Here is an 18,459-nt window from a genome sequence, read left to right as displayed (position 1 = left end):
TTACCCGCGAAGAATCCAGCGCGGTGTATGGCACCGGCTTCGCCGGTGTTCGCGGCGGTGCGGCGGTCCGACAAGCCCGCTCCCACAGGGATAGCATTTCCCTGCACGACAGGGCCGACCCTGCAGTTCTTCTATCCATATTCCTAAACGGTAGTTCATAAACTTTTTCTAAACGAATAGGGTATATCGACCGGACCACCGGACCAGCAAACGTCTGTCGCCATCAGCTGAGGCGACGCTTTCAACTTTGTGAGGTTAGGAATGGTCAGGATCACAATCACCCCAGTGCATAACGCCAGGGCATTGAGTGCAGCCAAGGAGCGGTACTGATGTCCAGCCAACCAACTACTACCCGATTCCACAGCGATCTCGACAGCTCGCCGCTGCTGCTGCCGGCCACGGTGTTGCGCAACGACGAAGAGGCCCTGCAGGCCGCCCGCGAACTGGCCGAGGTGGCCCGCCAGCAGGCCGCCAAACGTGACCAGCAGCGCAAGCTGCCCTGGGCCGAGATCGAACAGTTCACCCGCAGCGGCCTGGGCAGCATCAGCGTGCCCAAGGCCTTCGGCGGCCCCGAGGTGTCCTTCGCCACCATCGCCGAAGTGTTCCGCCTGATCAGTGCCGCCGACCCGGCGCTGGGGCAGATTCCGCAGAACCAGTTCGGCATCCTGCAACTGGTCCGCCTGACCGCCACCCAGGCCCAGCAGGAACTGATCTTCCGCTCGGTGCTCGACGGCTGGCGCATCGGCAATGCCGGCCCCGAGCGCGGGACCAAGGACACCCTGACGCTCAAGGCGCGCCTTACCCGTGATGGCGATGGCTATCGCATCAGCGGCGAGAAGTTCTATTCCACCGGTGCCTTGTACGCCCACTGGGTGGCGGTCAAGGCGCTGGACGACGATGGTCGCCAGCGCCTGGCGTTCGTCCGTCGCGGCAGCCCTGGGCTGCGCATCGTCGACGACTGGTCCGGCTTCGGCCAGCGCACCACCGCCAGCGGCACCGTGCTGCTCGACCAGGTGCCGGTGGACGCCGACCTGGTGGTGGACAACTGGCGCCTGCGTGAGGAACCCAGCATCCAGGGCGCCGCCTCGCAGTTGATCCAGGCGGCGATCGACGCCGGCATCGCCGAAGCGGCGATCGAGGACACAATCCAGTTCGTTCGGGAGAAGTCCCGGCCGTGGATCGAGGCCAAGGTCGAACGCAACAGCGACGACCCCTATGTGATCGCCGACATCGGTCGCCTGAAGCTCGAACTGCATGCCGCCGAGGCCCTGCTGCGCAAGGCTGCCAAGGTGCTCGACGAGGTGAACGCCGGCGTGATCGATGCCGCCGCCGCGGCCCGTGCCTCGATTGCCGTGGCCGAAGCCAAGGTGCTCACCACCGAGATCTCGCTGCAGGCCAGCGAGAAGCTGTTCGAGCTGGCCGGCAGCCGCGCCAGCCTGGCCGAGTTCAACCTCGACCGGCACTGGCGCAACGCCCGGGTCCACACCCTGCACGACCCGGTGCGCTGGAAGTACCACGCCGTCGGCGCCTACCACCTCAACGGCACCCTGCCTGCCCGCCATTCCTGGATCTGATTTCGAGCCTTGGGGCTGCTGCGCAGCCCTTCGCGGGTAAACCCGCTCCCACAGGGATCGCACTGATTCCGATAACAGCGCTGTACCTGTGGGAGCGGGTTTACCCGTGAAGAGGCGCACGACGTCCCCAGGCTCCGGAGAGCAAAATGACTGCATCCATCATCACCACCGACGCCCAGGCCCTGGCCGTCGCCGACGAACTCGCCCAACACCTGCGCCAGGACAGCGCCCTGCGCGACCGCGAGCGCCGCCTGCCCCATGCCGAACTCGAACGCTTCGTGCAATCTGGCCTGTGGGGCATCAGCGTGCCCAAGGCCTTTGGCGGCGCCGGGGTGTCCAACGTCACCCTGGCCAAGGTCATCGCCCGCATCGCCCAGGCCGACGCCTCGCTCGGGCAGATCCCGCAGAACCACTTCTACGCCCTGGAAGTGCTGCGGGTGAACGGCAGCCCCGAACAGCAGAAACGCCTCTACGCCGAAGTCCTCGCTGGCCGCCGCTTCGGCAACGCCCTGGCCGAGCTAGGCACCAAGAACGCCCACGAGCGCACCACCCGCCTGAGCCGCGACGGCGACCACTATCGCATCGACGGCCGCAAGTTCTATTGCACCGGCGCGATCTACGCCCAGCGCATCCCGACCCTGGTGATCGACGAGCAGGATGTGTCGCACCTGGCCTTCGTGCCCGCCGACAGCCAAGGCATCGAGGTGATCGACGACTGGAGCGGCTTCGGCCAACGCACCACCGGCAGCGGCTCGGTGGTGTTCAACCACGTGGCGGTCCGCGCCGAGGACGTGGTGCCGTTCCAGAGCGCCTTCGAACGCCCGACCACGGTCGGCCCGCTGGCGCAGATCCTCCATGCCGCCATCGACACCGGTATCGCCCGCGCCGCCTACGAGGACGCCCTGCACTTCGTGCGCACCCGCAGCCGCCCCTGGATCGACTCCGGCCTCGACAAGGCCAGCGACGACCCGCTGACCCTGAAGAGCTTCGGCCACCTGGCGATCCGCCTGCACGCCACCGAGGCGCTGCTCGAGCGCGCCGGGGAAATCCTCGACATCGCCCAGGCCGACAGCAACGCCCAGACCCTGGCCGCCGCTTCCATCGCCGTGGCCGAGGCCCGGGCGATCAGCACCGAGATCTCCCTGGCCGCCGGTACCACGCTGTTCGAACTGGCCGGCAGCCAGGCCACCCTGGCCGAGCACAACCTCGACCGCCACTGGCGCAACGCCCGGGTGCACACCCTGCACGACCCGGTGCGCTGGAAGTACCACGCCATCGGCAACTACTACCTCAACGACGAGAAGCCGCCGCGCCGGGGGACCATCTGATGGCCAAGGAGATCCTGCTCAATGCCTTCAACATGAACTGCATCGGGCACATCAACCACGGTTTGTGGACCCACCCACGGGACACCTCCACGCGCTACAAGACCCTCGACTACTGGACCGACCTGGCTCGCCTGCTGGAGCGGGGGCTGTTTGACGGGCTGTTCATCGCCGATATCGTCGGCACCTACGACGTCTATGGCCAGTCGCTGGACGTGACGCTAAAGGAGTCGATCCAGCTGCCAGTCAACGATCCGCTGCTGCTGGTTTCGGCCATGGCGGCGGTGACGAAGCACCTGGGCTTCGGCCTTACCGCCAACCTGACCTACGAGGCGCCCTACCTGTTCGCCCGGCGCCTTTCCACCCTCGACCACCTGAGCAATGGCCGGGTCGGCTGGAACATCGTCACCGGCTACCTCGACAGCGCCGCCCGGGCCATGGGCCTGGAGCAGCAACCCGAGCACGACCGCCGCTACGACCAGGCCGACGAGTACCTGCAGGTGCTGTACAAGCTGCTCGAAGGCAGCTGGGCCGACGATGCCGTGGTCGCCGACCGCGAGCAGCGGGTCTATGCCCGCCCCGACAGGGTGCGCAAGGTCGAGCACCACGGCGAGTTCTACAAGGTCGAGGGCTACCACCTGTGCGAGCCTTCGCCGCAGCGCACGCCCGTGCTGTTCCAGGCCGGCAGTTCGCCACGCGGGCTGGCCTTCGCCGGCAACCATGCCGAGTGCGTGTTCATCAGCGGCCAGAACAAGGTCGCCACCCGCGCCCAGGTCGACAAGGTGCGCGCCGCGGCCAAGGCGGCCGGGCGCGACCCACAGGCGGTCAAGGTGTTCATGGGCATCACCGTGATCGTCGCCTCGACCGAGGCCCAGGCACAGGCCAAGCACGCCGAGTACCTGCATTACGCCAGCGCCGAGGCCGGGGTCGCGCACTTCGCCAGCTCCACCGGTATCGACTTCTCGCGCTACGAACTGGACGAGCCCATCGGTTTCGCCAAGGGCAACGCCATCCAGTCCGCCACCCGCCAGTTGCAGGAAAGCGCATGGACCCGCCGCCGCCTGCTCGAACAGCACGCCCTGGGCGGTCGCTACGTGACCCTGGTAGGCGACGCCGAGCAGGTGGCCGAGCAACTGATCGCCTGGATCGACGAAACCGGCCTGGACGGTTTCAACCTGACCCGCACCGTCACCCCGGAAAGCTACGAGGACTTCATCGAGCTGGTGGTCCCCGCCCTGCAACGCCGCGGGCGCTACAAGACCGCCTACGCCGAGGGCACCCTGCGCGAGAAGCTGTTCGCCAGCGGCGAGCCGCGCCTGCCCGGCGGACACCCCGGCGCCCGCTACCGCAACACCCCCGACCCTGCCCCGACTGGAGCCCTGCACCATGCTTGAGAAACTGTTCCGGCCCGTCGCGGCCATTGCCCTGGGCCTCGGCCTGTCCGCCGCCGCCTTTGCCGCCGAGCCGCTGAAGATCGGCACCACCGCCGCCTTTGCCATCCCCCTGGAGGCGGCGGTGGAGGAGGCCCATAAACAAGGCCTGGAAGTGAAACTGATCGAGTTCAGCGACTGGATCGCGCCCAACGTCAGCCTCAACAGCGGCGATATCGACGTGAACTACTTCCAGCACATCCCGTTCCTGGAAAACGCCAAGGCCGCCGCCGGCTTCGACCTGGTCCCGTACGCGCCGGGGATCATCAACAACGTCGGCCTGTACTCGAAAAAATACAAGAGTCTCCAGGAACTGCCCGAGGGCGCCAGCGTGGCCATTGCCAACGACCCGATCAACAGTGGCCGTGGCCTGCAGTTGCTGGCCAAGGCCGGGCTGATCACCCTCAAGCCGGGCGTGGGCTACAAAGCCACCGAGGACGACATCGTCGCCAACCCGAAGCAGATCCGGATTCTCCAGGTCGAAGCCGTGCAGCTGGTACGCGCCTACGATGACGCCGACCTGGTCCAGGGCTACCCGGCCTACATCCGCCTGGCCAACAGCTTCGACGCCACCTCGGCGCTGCTGTTCGACGGCCTGGAGAACAAGGAATACGTGATCCAGTTCGTCATCCGCCCGCAGGAGAAGAACGACCCGCGCCTGGCCAAGTTCGTCGATATCTACCAACACTCGCCGGTCGTGCGCGCCGCCCTGGACAAGGCCCATGGCAAGCTCTACCAGGCCGGGTGGGAAGGCTGACATGGCCCAGGCCAGCGCCCTCAGGGCGCCCATCCCGCCCGCCGAACCGCTCAAGGCCGAGGAAACGGCCCTGCGCCCGGAGGTGAACCAGGCGCACATACGTTTCCTCGGCCTGGGAAAGACTTATCCGGGCCAGGGCCAGCCGGCACTGCAAGGCATCGACCTGAACATCCGCCGGGGCGAGATCTTCGGCATCATCGGCCGCAGCGGCGCCGGCAAGTCCTCGCTGCTGCGCACCATCAACCGCCTGGAGCAACCCAGCCAGGGCCGGGTGCTGATCGACCAGGTGGATATCGCGCCGTTCGACGAGGACCGCCTGGTGGCCTTGCGCCGGCGCATCGGCATGATCTTCCAGCACTTCAACCTGATGTCGGCCAAGACCGTGTGGCAGAACGTCGAGCTCCCGCTGAAGGTGGCCGGCGTGGCCAAGGCCAAGCGCCAGCGCAAGGTGCGCGAGCTGCTGGAGCTGGTCGGCCTGGCGGAAAAACATCACGTCTACCCGGCGCAGCTGTCAGGTGGGCAGAAGCAGCGCGTCGGCATCGCCCGGGCCCTGGTACATGACCCCGAGATCCTGCTGTGCGACGAGGCCACCTCGGCGCTGGACCCGGAAACCACCGCCTCGATCCTCGAACTGCTGCGCGACATCAACCGGCGCCTGGGCCTGACCGTGGTGCTGATCACCCACGAGATGGCGGTGATCCGCGACATCTGCCAGCGCGTGGTGGTGCTCGAACGTGGCGAGATCGTCGAGCAGGGCGAGGTCTGGCAGGTATTCGGTACGCCGCGCCACGACGTCACCCGCACCCTGCTCGCACCGCTGCAGACCAAGCTGCCGGCAGCCTTGCAGGCCAGCCTGCGCGCCCAGCCGGTCAGCCGCGACGCGGCCGTGGTGCTTAAGCTCACCCTGGTCGGCGAACCGGAGCTGAGCGCCCTGTTCAACGACCTGGGCGGGCGCGTGCGGCTGCTCCAGGGCGGCGTCGAGACCATCGGCGAGCATGCCCTGGGGCAGTTCATCCTGTCCGTGCGCGGCTCGCCGCTGGACACCCACCAATTGCTCGAACGCGCCCGTCGCTGGGCCGCGGATGTGGAGGTACTCGGCCATGTGGATTGATCGCCTGCTGCAAGGCCTGCTCGACACCCTGCTGATGGTCGGCGTGTCCTCGCTGGTCGCACTGCTCGTCGGGGTGCCGATGGCGGTGCTGCTGGTCACCAGCGACAAGGGCGGGATCTTCGAGGCCCCGGCACTGAACCGGGTGCTGGGCGCCATCGTCAACCTGTTCCGCTCGATCCCGTTCCTGATCCTGATGGTCGCGCTGATCCCCTTCACCCGCCTGGTGGTCGGCACCACCTATGGCGTGTGGGCGGCCGTGGTGCCGCTGACCATCGCCGCCACGCCGTTCTTCGCGCGGATCGCCGAGGTCAGCCTGCGCGAGGTCGACCATGGTTTGATCGAAGCCGCCCAGGCCATGGGCTGCCGGCGCTGGCACATCGTCTGGCACGTGTTGTTGCCCGAGGCCCTGCCGGGTATCGTCGGCGGCTTCACCATCACCCTGGTGACACTGATCAACTCGTCGGCCATGGCCGGCGCGATCGGCGCCGGTGGCTTGGGGGATATCGCCTACCGGTATGGATACCAGCGCTTCGACAGCCAGATCATGCTGACCGTGATCGTGATGCTGGTGGCATTGGTGGCGGTGATCCAGCTGGGCGGGGACCGTCTGGCCAAAGGTTTGAACAAGCGTTGATGTATTTCGGGTGTAGGAGCGGCCTTGCCGAGGCGTCGGACCGGCCGGAAAGGGCCGCAAAGCGGCCCCGGCAATTTTTGTATCAACGCTGAAATCCTGGGGCCGCCTCGCAGCCCTTTCCGGCCGGTCCGACGCCTCGGCAAGGCCGCTCCTACAACGGTATGCACAAGGCTTAGCCCCAGTGCAGCTCCGCCGCCGGCACCGGCCGCCCGAACCAGTAGCCCTGCCCCAGCTGGCATTGCTGTTCCAGCAGGAACCGCGCCTGCTCCGCCTGCTCGACCCCTTCGGCGTGCACCTGCATGCCCATGCTCCGGGCCAGGGCGATGATTACCCGCACGATGGCGATATCGTCCTCGTCATGGGGCAGGCCCGCGACGAAGCCCTGGTCGATCTTGAGCTTCTGCACGGGCATCCGCTTAAGCCGCAGCAATGACGAATAGCCCGTGCCGAAGTCATCGATGGCCAATGTCACGCCCAGTTCGCGCAGGCGGTGCAACTGCTCCAGAGCGACTTCAGGGTCTTCCATCACCGCGCTCTCGGTCACTTCGAGTTCGAGCAGCGCAGGATCCAGCCCGGTGTCGTGCAATGCATCGGCCACCTGCCGGTACAGGTCACGCTGGCTGAACAGGCGGCTGGAGATGTTCACCGCGACGAACGCCAGCTGTCGCCCCTCGGTCTGCCATTGCACCATCTGCCGGCAGGCCTGGTGCAGGACCCAGGCGTCGATCTCGGCGATCAGCCCAGTGCGCTCGGCGATGGGGATGAATTCCCCGGGCGGGACCAGGCCCCGCTGGGGATGCTGCCAACGCACCAGCGCCTCGACGCCGATCATCCGAGCGGTGAACAGGTCGTGTACCGGCTGGAAGAACACCCGCAACTCCTGCTGCTCCAGGGCACGGCGCAACTCGCCGGCGGTCTCGACCCGCTGCTGGGCATGGGCGGTGAGCTCCTCGGTGTACAGCGCGTAACAGGCGCGGCCGTTGCTCTTGGCCTTGAACAGCGCCGAGTCGGCGTTGCGCAGCAACTGCTCGGCGCTCAGTGCATCGCTGGGGAACAGGCTGATGCCGATGCTGACACTGATGAACAGGCGGTTGCCTTCGAAGCAGAACGGTTCCTTCAAACGCTCGATGATCGATTGCGCCAGCTTGCCGGCCTGGCCGACCTGCTGGCAGTTCTCGGCCAGCACGCCGAACTCGTCGCCGCCCAGCCGGGCCAGGGTCACGCCACTGCCCAGCACCTCGCGCAGACGCTCGCCGACCAGCTTGAGCAGTTGGTCGCCGATGGTGTGGCCGAGGCCGTCATTGATGCTCTGGAAATGGTCGAGGTCCAGAAGCAGCAGGGCGCAGCCGCGCTTGTTGGCCTGGGCCGCGGCCATCGCCTGCATGGCGCGGTCGTTGAACAGCAGGCGGTTGGGCAGGCCGGTCAGCGGGTCGTGATGGACGAGATAGGCCAGCTCTTCCTCGGTGTGCTTGATCGCGCTGATGTCGCTGAAGACCGCGACGTAATGGCTGAGCGCGCCACTGTCATCGCGAATGGCGCAGATCGTCTGCCACTGCGGGTAGATCTCGCCACTCTTGCGGCGGTTCCAGATTTCTCCGCTCCACTCGCCCTTCTCGGCCAGGGCGGCATAGATCTGCTGGTAGAACGGCGCGCCATGGCGGCCGGACTTGAACTTGCTCGGGCGTTGGCCGATGACCTCTTCCAGCTGATAGCCGGTGATGCGCATGAATGCGCGATTGACATGCACGATCAGGCCATTGCGGTCGGTCACCAGCACACCCTCCAGGGTGCTGTCGAACACCGCCGCGGCCATGCGCAGGCGCTCGCGGTCTTCACTGCGCAGGCGCGCGCCGATGCCGATGAAGTTCAGCAGCCGGGCGCGCGAGACGAAGATCAGCAGGGCGCTGAGCAGCACCCACACCACGACGTTGATCTGACGCCCCACGGTCAGTGCCAGCGGGTCCTCGGTCATGCTGTGCAGAACCCCCTCGGACGCTGCCAGCCAGAGGATCGAGAACACCACGTAGAGCCCGGCCATGCGCAAGGCGTCGCGAACGGAAACAGACATGTCGGGTGGATGAGCCCATGAAAAAGGAAGGGGCATTATAAGGGCTGAAACACCCTGTGACCTCCTATCTAAAAGAGCGACTGGTTTTATTTACCCACCCGGGGATAATGCGAGTGCTGTTCCCCCTGAGTTTTCGAGGGTCTTTCCCGTTATGTGGTACTACGGTCTACTCGACTTGTCGGCCTGGCAACTGGTCGCCGTCACCCTGCTGATGACCCACCTGACCATCGTCAGCGTCACCATCTACCTGCACCGCTACTCGGCGCACCGCGCCCTGGAGCTGAACGCGGGGCTCAAGCATTTCTTCCGTTTCTGGCTGTGGCTCACCACCGCGCAGAACACCCGCGAGTGGACCGCCATCCACCGCAAGCACCACGCCAAGTGCGAAACCCCGGACGATCCGCACAGCCCGGTGCACAAGGGCCTGGGCACCGTGCTGCGCAAGGGCGCCGAGCTGTACCGTGAAGAGGCGCGCAACGAGGAAACACTGCGTATCTACGGCAAGAACTGCCCGGACGACTGGATCGAGCGCAACCTCTACACCCGCTACAAGCTCGGCGGCATCGCCCTGATGGCGGTGATCGACCTGCTGCTGTTCGGCACCATCGGCATCACCATCTGGGCGATCCAGATGATGTGGATCCCGTTCTGGGCCGCTGGCGTGGTCAACGGCCTGGGCCATGCCGTGGGCTACCGCAACTTCGAATGCCGCGACGCCGCCACCAACCTGGTGCCGTGGGGCATCATCATTGGCGGCGAGGAACTGCACAACAACCACCACACCTACCCCAACTCGGCGAAGCTCTCGGTGCGGCGCTGGGAGTTCGACATGGGCTGGATGTGGATCCGCCTGCTGAGCCTGCTGCGCCTGGCCAAGGTGCAGCGCGTCGCGCCCATCGCCCATCGCGTGGAAGGCAAGGCGTCGCTGGACATGGACACCGCCATGGCCATCCTCAACAACCGCTTCCAGATCATGGCCCAGTACCGCAAGCTGGTGATCGGCCCGCTGGTCAAGCAGGAACTGGACAAGGTCGACGCCTCGGTGCGCCACCGTTTCCGCCGTGCCAAGCGCCTGCTCTCGCGGGAGACCAGCCTGCTGCAGGACCGCCACCACGTGCGCATCGAGTCGATGCTGGCCCACAGCCAGGCACTCAAGACCATCTACGAAAAGCGTCTGGCACTGCAGCAGATCTGGGCGCGCACCAGCGCCAACGGCCATGACATGCTCGCCGCGATGAAGGATTGGGTGCACGAGGCTGAGGCCAGTGGCATCCACTCGCTGCGTGACTTCGCCGCCCAGCTCAAGACTTACTCGCTGCGCCCCAACGGCGCCTGAACACCGTTGATCGGCATGCCCCGCAATGGGGCGTGCCGGCCGGAACTTCCCCCCCGAAAACCGACTCAAACCCGGCATATCGCCCGCGTGGCGGGCCGGACCGTGGCCGCACGCCCATCGTCGAGAAATGTTCCGTGCTCATGGCCAAAGACCTCCCACCCACACCTGCCAGCACTCCCCGCCCAGAAGCCGCCCAGACCCTGCTGGCCCTGCTCCACGCCCAAGGCGAAGTGGCTCGCCTGAGCGAACGCGAGCAGCTGTACAGCTCGCTGCTCGACAGCGTCAACGCCGTGCTCTGGGCCTTCGACTGGGAAACCCGCCAGGTGCTCTACGTCAGCCCCGCCTACGAGCGCATCTTCGGCCGCCCGGCCAGCCTGGTACTGGCCGACTACAACGAATGGCGCGACGCCATCTACCCGGACGACCTGGAGTACGCAGAGCGCAGCCTGGCCCAGGTGCTGGTCAAGGGCACCGTCGAGGACCGTGAGTACCGCATCCTCAATGCCGCCGGCGAGGTGCGCTGGCTCAGCGACAAGTGCTACATCAACCAGCAGCGCGAGGGCGACCAGCGGGTGATCATCGTCGGCATCGCCGAGGACATCACCGAAAAGAAACAGCTCGAAGGCGAGTTGCAACGGCTGGCCACCACCGACGTGCTCACTCAGAGCAGCAACCGCCGGCACTTCTTCGAATGCGCCCAGCAGGCCTTCGACAGCGCCCGCGAGGACGGCACGCCAATGGCCTTCCTGCTGCTGGACATCGACGATTTCAAGCACATCAACGACACCTACGGCCACCAGGAAGGCGATCAGGTGCTACAGCGCATCGCCGACAGCGGCAAGGCCGTCCTGCGCCGTGGCGATCAGTTCGGGCGAATCGGTGGCGAGGAGTTTGCCGCCGTGTTCCCCGGCTGCACCGCGCAGGTGGCCGAGCAGATTGCCGAGCGTCTGCAGCGGGAAATCCAGCGGTTGAGCTTCAGCCATGGGCAGCAGACCTACGGTGTGACGGTTAGCCAGGGGCTGACCGGGCTGACCGACGAAGACGACACCCTCGACAGCCTGTTCGCCCGGGCCGATGCGGCGATGTACAGAGCCAAGCGTCAGGGCAAAAACCAGATTGTCCGCGGATGATCCTCTTACCTGCCGAACGGTGAATAGCCTGACAGAGGCTCTCTTCTACCGCGCAGGACCCAGGTACGAACTTTCTCTTTTGCCTGTGCGGCCACGTTTCTAGAATCTGAGGATGTCATCCTGAACCCCTGGAACTGTACCAGGGTGGTGTATGGCAATCAGATTCGAGCCTAGGATCGGGCAGTTGCTGGAATGCAACTTCGGTGATTATCGTCTCGAGCAGGGCGGTACCTGCTCAAGCCGCTTTGACTTCCGATTGCGACCGGAGATGGTCAAGCACCGCCTTGTCGTGGTGATCAACAGCAAGATCAATTCGAACGCCTGCATTGTCGTGCCACTGTCCACCACGAAAGATATGCACAAGGCTGGTCGAGGTTGGCATGTCCACCTTCCTGCCGACCTGATTCAAGACCTTCCATACTTCAAGCAGCAAGAGCGCTGGGCCAAAGCGGATCTGGTCGCACAGGTAAGTCGTGAGCGCCTGTTCAAACCGCGCGCCCTGAACCGAGGGTACCTGGATCAGGTTCTGGACCGTGAGTTAATCGAGCGGATTCAGCGCGCCATGGTGAAAGTCATAAACGCTGGAAGTCTGCTCAAAAATTGACAGATTCCACCGTTTTACCTATCGTGAGACGCGTAGCCCTTAGAGGCACTCTGCGTCTTATCCCCCTTGAGGGACCTGCAAAAACCCAGCCCATGCTGGGTTTTTTGCCCTCTCAAATCTGTTTTTCCTCTCCAGCGCCTTCAGCTGCGCTCGCCATTGGCACGACCTCCAATTCGCTTTCGGCAGCCTGTGCTTCCTGACGCTCGGCCTCCTCCCGCGCCAGCGCCTCAGGGTCCACCTTGCGCAGCCGCGACAGCTCCGGCAACCCAAGCTTGAGCAAGCGCGCCGTCTTGCTGCTGGCGACCTTCTCCAGCCCTTCGCTGGGCTTGAGCCGCGACAGCTGCCCGGCCAGGTTCATCGCCAGGATCTCCCGGGAGTAGACGCCGCCGCCCAGCTGGTACACCGCGGCGATCAGCTCGCGCAGGTCCAGCGGCAGGCGCCAGCGGGTGCGCAGCGCCGAGCCGAACGGCGCGCCGAATTCGTTGAGCGACAGCTCCACCTGGTCCTCGTCCAGCTCGCCACCGGCCAGGCGCCACTCCTGCAAGGTGCGCAGCACCGCCAGGTCACCCAGGCAGTGCAGCAGCCCCGCACAGTAACAGCGTGCTTCGTCCACCTCGAGCATGCGCGCCAGGGTGCGGCCGTACTCGGCGGTGTGCAGCGACAGGTTCCAGTAATGGGTGGCGTGCCGCGCCAGCAGCGGGTCGGTCAAACGGGCGCTGCGCTTGAGCGTCAGGCCGAGGATGAGGTTCATGCTCTGGGTGCTGCCAAGCTTGTTCAGTGCCTGCAGCAGGGTCTGTACCGGCGCTTCGCGGTGCAGGGCGGCACTGTTGGCGGCGGCGATGAGCACGCCGGTGATCTGCGGGTCGTTGCGCACCTCTTCCTCAAGCACCTTGAGGTTGAGGCCGTGAGGGTTGAGGGCACGCTTGACCGCCACCTGCACATCGGCGAACAGCGGGCCGCCATCGGCGCTGGCCCGGCGCTGTTCCAGGTAGGCCGGCAGTTGCGCGCCCGGCTGCAACGGCGGTACCGGGCAGGCGATCTGCTCACCCACCGCCAGCAGCAGGTTTTCCAGGCGCTTGCGCAGGTTATCCAGGTCGAGTGGCTTGCTCAGGTAGGCGGTCGGGTGCAACGGCAGCGCCTCGCGCACACTGGCGCTATCGGTGCGGTCACTCATCAGGATGAACGGCAAGCCGGGCTTGTCGCCCTTGGCGCGCACCTTGCGCAGCAGATCGAGGCCGTCGAACCCTGAGAGTTCACGGGCGGCGATAATCAGGTCGGGTTTGGCCGCCAGCGCGCTCAGCGCCTCGGAGCCATCGGCACAGACCTGCAGGCGGGCGTCGCAGCGCACGCTGAGCAGCATTTCGCTGAGCATGTCGCGCACCCAGGGATCGCCTTCGGCAATCAGCACGCAGGGGGGGACGGGGTCGACAGCGCTCATGGGCTATTCTCCAGGCTATGACGCGCGATCCATCGCAGCTTCCACGGAATCCTCGTACAACCTTAGCGCCTGATGCCGGCCAACGGCACAAAAAAAACCCGCCGAGGCGGGTTTTTTTCTGAAGCGTGTCACATTTTTCAGGCCAGTTCGGCGAAGCACTCTTCGATGATGGCCAGGCCTTTGTCCAGCAGCGCGTCTTCGGCGGTCAGCGGAACCAGGATCCGCAGGACGTTGCCGTAGGTGCCGCAAGACAGCAGGATCAGGCCCTTGTCGCGAGCCTTGGCGACCACCTGGGCAACGGCGGCGGCGTTCGGGGTGTGGGTGCCTTTCTCGAAGACTTCCACGGCGATCATCGAGCCCAGACCACGGACATCGCCGATGATCGAATGCTTCTTCTGGATTTCACGCAGGCCGGCGGTCAGGCGCTCGCCGACAGCCTTGCTGCGGTCCAGCAGTTTCTCTTCCTCGAACACTTCGATCACGGCCAGGGCCGCGGCGCAGGCGATCGGCGAACCGGCATAGGTGCCGCCCAGGCCGCCCGGGGCGATGGCGTCCATGTACTCGGCCTTGCCGCACACACCGGCCAGCGGGAAACCGCCGGCGATCGACTTGGCGAAAGTGGTCAGGTCAGGCGCGACGCCCATCTGTTCCATGGCGAAGAAGGTACCGGTACGGCCGGCGCCGGTCTGCACTTCGTCGGCGATCAGCAGGATGCCGTGCTGGTCGCACAGCGCGCGCAGGCGCTGCATCAGCTCTTTCGGCGCTGGCAGGAAGCCGCCTTCGCCTTGTACCGGCTCGAGGATGATCGCGGCGATATCACGCGGCTCGGCGTCGTTCTTGAAGATGCGCTCGACCGAGGCGATGGCGTCGTCGACGCTGATACCGTGCAGTTCGCTCGGGAACAGGGCGCGGAAGATGCCGCCTGGCATCAGGCCCATGCCAGCGGAGTACGGCACAACCTTGCCGGTCAGGCCCAGGGTCATCATGGTGCGGCCGTGGTAGCCGCCGGTGAAGGCGATCACGCCGGCACGGCCGGTGGCGGCACGGGCGATCTTCACGGCGTTTTCAACGGCTTCGGAGCCGGTGGTGACCAGCAGGGTCTTCTTGTCGAAGTTGCCTGGGACCAGCTTGTTGATCTTCTCGCACAGCTCGACGTAGGGCTCGTAGGCCAGCACCTGGAAGCAGGTGTGGCTGACCTTGGTCAGCTGCTCTTGCACGGCGGCTACCACTTTCGGGTGCAGGTGGCCGGTGTTCAGTACCGCGATGCCGCCGGCGAAGTCGATCAGTTCGCGGCCTTCGACGTCGATCACCGTCGAGTTCTTCGCGGTATCGACGAAGATCGGGTGGATCTGGCCGACGCCACGTGGGACGGCGGCGACACGGCGTTGCATCAGGGATTCGTTGGTCTTGCTCATAGTGCCCTCAATTGCGCCGGTTCTGCGGCGCTTTTATTCGGGGGTGGCTGGATGCAGGCGTGCACAGTATTCGTTGATCGACTGCCACACATGCCCTGGCCACCAGGTACCGCTATGTCAAAAAGGCCAGCGAGACGTCGCTCTCGCGCCCCGCTGGCAGAGGTAAAAGCGTTTACCTGGCGATCAGACGCTGATGCACAGGTATTTGATTTCGAGGTAGTCCTCGATACCGTACTTGGAGCCTTCACGGCCCAGGCCCGAAGCCTTGATGCCGCCGAACGGCGCCACTTCATTGGAGATCAGGCCGGTGTTGATACCCACCATGCCGTATTCCAGGGCCTCGGCGACGCGGAACACGCGGCTCATGTCGCGGGCGTAGAAGTACGAGGCCAGGCCGAATTCGGTGTCGTTGGACATGGCGATGACTTCGGCCTCGTCCTTGAAGCGGAACAGCGGCGCCAGCGGGCCGAAGGTCTCTTCCTTGGCGACGGCGGCGGTTTTCGGCACGTCGACCAGGATGGTCGGCTCGAAGAAGTTGCCTTCGATGATCTTGCCACCGGACAGCACCTTGGCGCCCTTGGCGACGGCGTCCTCGATGTGCTCCTGGACCTTGGCGACAGCCTTGCCGTCGATCAGCGGACCAGTGGTGGTGCCTTCTTCCAGGCCGTTGCCGATCTTCAGCTTGGCCACGGCGGCTTTCAGCTTCTCGGCGAACGCGTCGTAGACACCGTCCTGCACGTAGATGCGGTTGGCACAGACGCAGGTCTGGCCGTTGTTACGGTACTTGGAGATGATCGCGCCTTCGACCGCCTTGTCCAGGTCGGCGTCGTCGAACACGATGAACGGAGCGTTGCCGCCCAGCTCCAGGGAAACCTTCTTGATGTCCTTGGCGCATTCTTCCATCAGCTGGCGGCCGATTTCGGTGGAGCCGGTGAAGGACAGCTTGCGCACCAGGGAGTTGCCGGTCAGCTCGGAGCCGACTTCGCCGGCGCTGCCGGTGATCACGCTCAGCACACCGGCCGGGATGCCGGCACGGGTAGCCAGCTCGACCAGGGCCAGGGCGGAGTACGGGGTCTGCGAAGCGGGCTTGAGCACCATGGTGCAACCGGCGGCCAGGGCCGGGCCGGCTTTACGGGTGATCATCGCGGCCGGGAAGTTCCACGGGGTGATGGCGGCGGTTACACCGATCGGCTGCTTGATGACGATCAGGCGCTTGTCCGGCTGGTGGCCAGGGATGACGTCGCCGTACACGCGCTTGGCTTCCTCGGCGAACCACTCGATGAACGAGGCGGCATAGGCGATCTCGCCCTTGGCTTCAGCCAGTGGCTTGCCCTGCTCGGTGGTCATCAGGCGGGCCAGGTCGTCCTGGTGCTCGATCATCAGCTCGAACCAGCGACGCAGCTTGCCGGCACGCTCCTTGGCAGTCAGTGCGCGCCAGGCCGGCAGCGCCTTGTCGGCGGCCTCGATGGCGCGGCGGGTCTCGGCGGCGCCCATCTTCGGCACGGTACCGATCACCTCACCGGTGGCCGGGTTGGTCACCTTGATGGTCTGACCGCTGTCCGCATCCAGCCATTCACCGTTGATGAAGGCCTGCTGGCGGAACAACTGAGCGTCTTTGAGCTGCATGTCGGCTTCCCTTTACTGCGAATTATTGATTGTTGAAAAGGCGCCCCCGAGCGGGGGCGGCCGTCACAAATTCGTGCACCAGGGTGTTCGACGCCTGGGTGCCGAGCGTTTGAAATCTCAAACGGAATGCTAAGCGGGGGTTGGGGTGTTGGACAATAGGCTGTTCGAAAAAAAGAACGAATGGTTGAACACCCTGTCCGAAATTCGCGTCGCCCATTCGCGGGTAAACCCGCTCCCACAGGATCGGCGGTGAACCTGTGGGAGCGGGTTTACCCGCGAAGAGGCCAGCACAGGTTAGTCGATAACCTGCCGGGGGAAGGATTGGATCAGAAAGCCTTGTCGAGTTCGATCACCAGCGCCCGGTAGCCCACGCTGCCCGGCTGGCGACTGTGCACTTTCAGCTCCACCGCCACCTCCTGGGTGCCGCGACGCACTTCATTGAGCACGCTGGTCGTCAGCTTCTCGGGCGTCAGGAAATTCACCGAAGCCGAGTAGATGAACTGGGTATCAGTCTCTGCCCGGTACGCCACCACCGAGGTGATCGGGCTGTACCACTCGTCACCGCGCTCCTTGCCGTACTGCCACACCTGCTCGACCGTGCCCTTGGCCTCGTCGATGCGGTACTCCACCGCCCGGCTGTAGTTTCCGCTCAGTTTCGTCGGCCCGAAGTCGCGGCCCCAGCCGTTGTCGAACACGGTCAGCGTGCCGCGCCCGGTCAGCCAGGCAGTGTGCTGGGTCCAGGACCATTCGAAACCCTCGCCCACCGGTTTGAGAACTTTGTCCTGCAAACGTGCCGGCCAGCCTTGCGGCGCGGCGAGAATCCACTTCACCTGCTTGTCGCGGCCGATCTTCACCACGCCCTGGTGCCGTGCTGAAACGATGATGCTGTCGTCATCGGCATCGTAGTCGATGGCATTGACGTGGGCCCAGTTGCGCCCGGTACCGACGCCGGGAGTGTCGCCGAACGGCAGGTCGCCTTCGGCCAATTCGTTGGCCAGCCGGTCGTCCTGTTTCTGCACACCGTCCGGCAGCTGGATCGCGGCCTTGCCCAGGGTTTCCAGCAGCTCGCCGCGGTACGGGTCGAGGATCTGGTTCAGGTCCCAGAAGTCCAGCACGTCGCCGGCCTCGTTGACCTCGATGATATGGTCGCGGATCGAGCGCACGCGCTTGCCGTCCGGGCGACGGTAGTCACTGGTGCCGACCCGCAGCAGGTAGCTGCCGTTCACCGTCTCGCGGATCTCGTGGGAGAAGTCGGCGAACTTGTCCGGCAGGTTGCGCTGCCACACCTTGCGCCCCAGCAGGTCGTATTTGGAGTAGGTCTGGCCTTGGCCCCAGATCAGCTTGCCGTCACGGGTCTGGTGGAAGCCCATGGTGCCGCCCAGGCCGTCGCGGTGGTTGGAGTCGTGGATCTGCTCTATGTCCAGGTACCAGCGCACGTCACCGTTGCTGTCGGCGATCCAGTTGTTGCCTACCGAGTCCCACTCGGCGGCGCCGCCCAGGCCGTTCCACTTGAAGGCACGCCCACCGGGGATCTCGGCCAGCAGGTGGTTGAACAGGTACAGACGCTGCTCGAAACCGGGCGCGACCTTGACCGGCTCCACCTCGGGCAGCGCGGCGGTCTGCTTCGCCACCACCGGCAGGCGCACCGCCGGGGCGTAGATTTCGTAACGCTCGCGGATACGTTCGCCATCGAGCTTGTAGCTCACCTCGACCTGGTTGACGTGGTCGGGGTACAGGCCGAATACCGGGATGCCGCCGTAGGTCCACAGCGAGCGGTCGGACACGTCGTAGACGATATCGACACCGCCCTCGCCGCGGCCCAGCACCCGCACATGGGCGGCACTCAGGGTGCGTCCGCCGTCACGGATGATCGCGGTCAGCGGCGCCAGGCGGTAAGGGTTGACCACCACGTCGCCGAGCAGGGCTTGGTCGCGGTCGGGTACCTTGGCGGTGAGGCAGGCGCCTTCGGGCAGGTCGTGCGGTTGGGTCTTGGCATTCATGGCAAAGCTCC

Annotated in this window: 14 protein-coding genes; 9 read left to right on the top strand and 5 right to left on the bottom strand. The window is 65.4% G+C overall.

Annotation, left to right across the window (positions count from 1 at the left end; all coding sequences use genetic code 11):
- Nucleotides 1-329 precede the first annotated feature (329 nt).
- The 6 genes from LU671_RS02185 (at nt 330) to LU671_RS02160 (ending at nt 6,831) form a co-directional block, all read left to right on the top strand.
- On the top strand, nt 330-1,574 hold the full coding sequence (locus tag LU671_RS02185) for an SfnB family sulfur acquisition oxidoreductase (RefSeq protein ID WP_203648860.1): 1,245 nt from the start codon (nt 330-332) through the stop codon (nt 1,572-1,574).
- A 146-nt stretch (nt 1,575-1,720) separates the two neighbouring features.
- Nucleotides 1,721-2,902, top strand: a complete 1,182-nt coding sequence (locus LU671_RS02180) for an SfnB family sulfur acquisition oxidoreductase (protein WP_203648868.1) — start codon at nt 1,721-1,723, stop codon at nt 2,900-2,902.
- Nucleotides 2,902-4,293 carry an LLM class flavin-dependent oxidoreductase gene (locus tag LU671_RS02175; RefSeq protein ID WP_203648870.1) on the top strand — a complete coding sequence of 464 codons (1,392 nt, stop codon included), beginning with the start codon at nt 2,902-2,904 and terminating at the stop codon, nt 4,291-4,293. The genes LU671_RS02180 and LU671_RS02175 overlap by 1 nt, the downstream gene beginning before the upstream one ends.
- On the top strand, nt 4,286-5,086 hold the full coding sequence (locus LU671_RS02170; protein WP_232854817.1) for a MetQ/NlpA family ABC transporter substrate-binding protein: 801 nt from the start codon (nt 4,286-4,288) through the stop codon (nt 5,084-5,086). The genes LU671_RS02175 and LU671_RS02170 overlap by 8 nt, the downstream gene beginning before the upstream one ends.
- 1 nt (nt 5,087) lies before the next feature.
- Entirely contained in the window at nt 5,088-6,197 is a 1,110-nt protein-coding gene (locus LU671_RS02165) for a methionine ABC transporter ATP-binding protein (RefSeq protein ID WP_232854816.1), read from the top strand.
- Nucleotides 6,187-6,831, top strand: a complete 645-nt coding sequence (locus LU671_RS02160) for a methionine ABC transporter permease (RefSeq protein WP_125466000.1) — start codon at nt 6,187-6,189, stop codon at nt 6,829-6,831. The genes LU671_RS02165 and LU671_RS02160 overlap by 11 nt, the downstream gene beginning before the upstream one ends.
- Nucleotides 6,832-7,003: 172 nt before the next feature.
- Here the strand turns inward: LU671_RS02160 and dibA are convergent, their stop codons facing one another.
- Nucleotides 7,004-8,899, bottom strand: coding sequence for a phosphodiesterase DibA (gene dibA, locus LU671_RS02155; RefSeq protein WP_232854815.1), 1,896 nt, complete (start codon nt 8,897-8,899; stop codon nt 7,004-7,006).
- A 151-nt stretch (nt 8,900-9,050) separates the two neighbouring features.
- On the opposite strand from dibA, the gene desA reads away from it, so the two are divergent.
- The 3 genes from desA to LU671_RS02140 all read left to right on the top strand — a co-directional run bounded on the left by desA (nt 9,051) and on the right by LU671_RS02140 (nt 11,969).
- Complete coding sequence (gene desA, locus LU671_RS02150; RefSeq protein WP_050703307.1) at nt 9,051-10,235, top strand: delta-9 fatty acid desaturase DesA; 1,185 nt, start codon at nt 9,051-9,053, stop codon at nt 10,233-10,235.
- A gap of 140 nt (nt 10,236-10,375) precedes the next feature.
- Complete coding sequence (locus LU671_RS02145) at nt 10,376-11,365, top strand: GGDEF domain-containing protein (RefSeq protein WP_232854814.1); 990 nt, start codon at nt 10,376-10,378, stop codon at nt 11,363-11,365.
- 151 nt (nt 11,366-11,516) lie between these two features.
- On the top strand, nt 11,517-11,969 hold the full coding sequence (locus tag LU671_RS02140; RefSeq protein ID WP_232854813.1) for a type II toxin-antitoxin system PemK/MazF family toxin: 453 nt from the start codon (nt 11,517-11,519) through the stop codon (nt 11,967-11,969).
- Nucleotides 11,970-12,081: 112 nt separating this feature from the next.
- Here the strand turns inward: LU671_RS02140 and LU671_RS02135 are convergent, their stop codons facing one another.
- The 4 genes from LU671_RS02135 to LU671_RS02120 form a co-directional block, all read right to left on the bottom strand.
- Nucleotides 12,082-13,407, bottom strand: coding sequence for a response regulator (locus tag LU671_RS02135; RefSeq protein WP_232854812.1), 1,326 nt, complete (start codon nt 13,405-13,407; stop codon nt 12,082-12,084).
- A 137-nt stretch (nt 13,408-13,544) separates the two neighbouring features.
- Nucleotides 13,545-14,822, bottom strand: a complete 1,278-nt coding sequence (gene gabT, locus LU671_RS02130; protein WP_203648896.1) for a 4-aminobutyrate--2-oxoglutarate transaminase — start codon at nt 14,820-14,822, stop codon at nt 13,545-13,547.
- Nucleotides 14,823-15,005: 183 nt separating this feature from the next.
- Nucleotides 15,006-16,448: an NADP-dependent succinate-semialdehyde dehydrogenase gene (gene gabD, locus LU671_RS02125; RefSeq protein ID WP_028688580.1), complete on the bottom strand. Its 1,443-nt coding sequence runs from the start codon at nt 16,446-16,448 to the stop codon at nt 15,006-15,008.
- 326 nt (nt 16,449-16,774) lie between these two features.
- Nucleotides 16,775-18,448, bottom strand: coding sequence for an aryl-sulfate sulfotransferase (locus tag LU671_RS02120; RefSeq protein WP_203648898.1), 1,674 nt, complete (start codon nt 18,446-18,448; stop codon nt 16,775-16,777).
- Nucleotides 18,449-18,459 lie beyond the last annotated feature (11 nt).

The sequence above is a fragment of the Pseudomonas sp. NMI760_13 genome (assembly GCF_021283245.1).
Lineage (GTDB): Bacteria > Pseudomonadota > Gammaproteobacteria > Pseudomonadales > Pseudomonadaceae > Aquipseudomonas > Aquipseudomonas peradeniyensis.
This window is presented reverse-complemented; position numbering and strand designations above follow the sequence as displayed.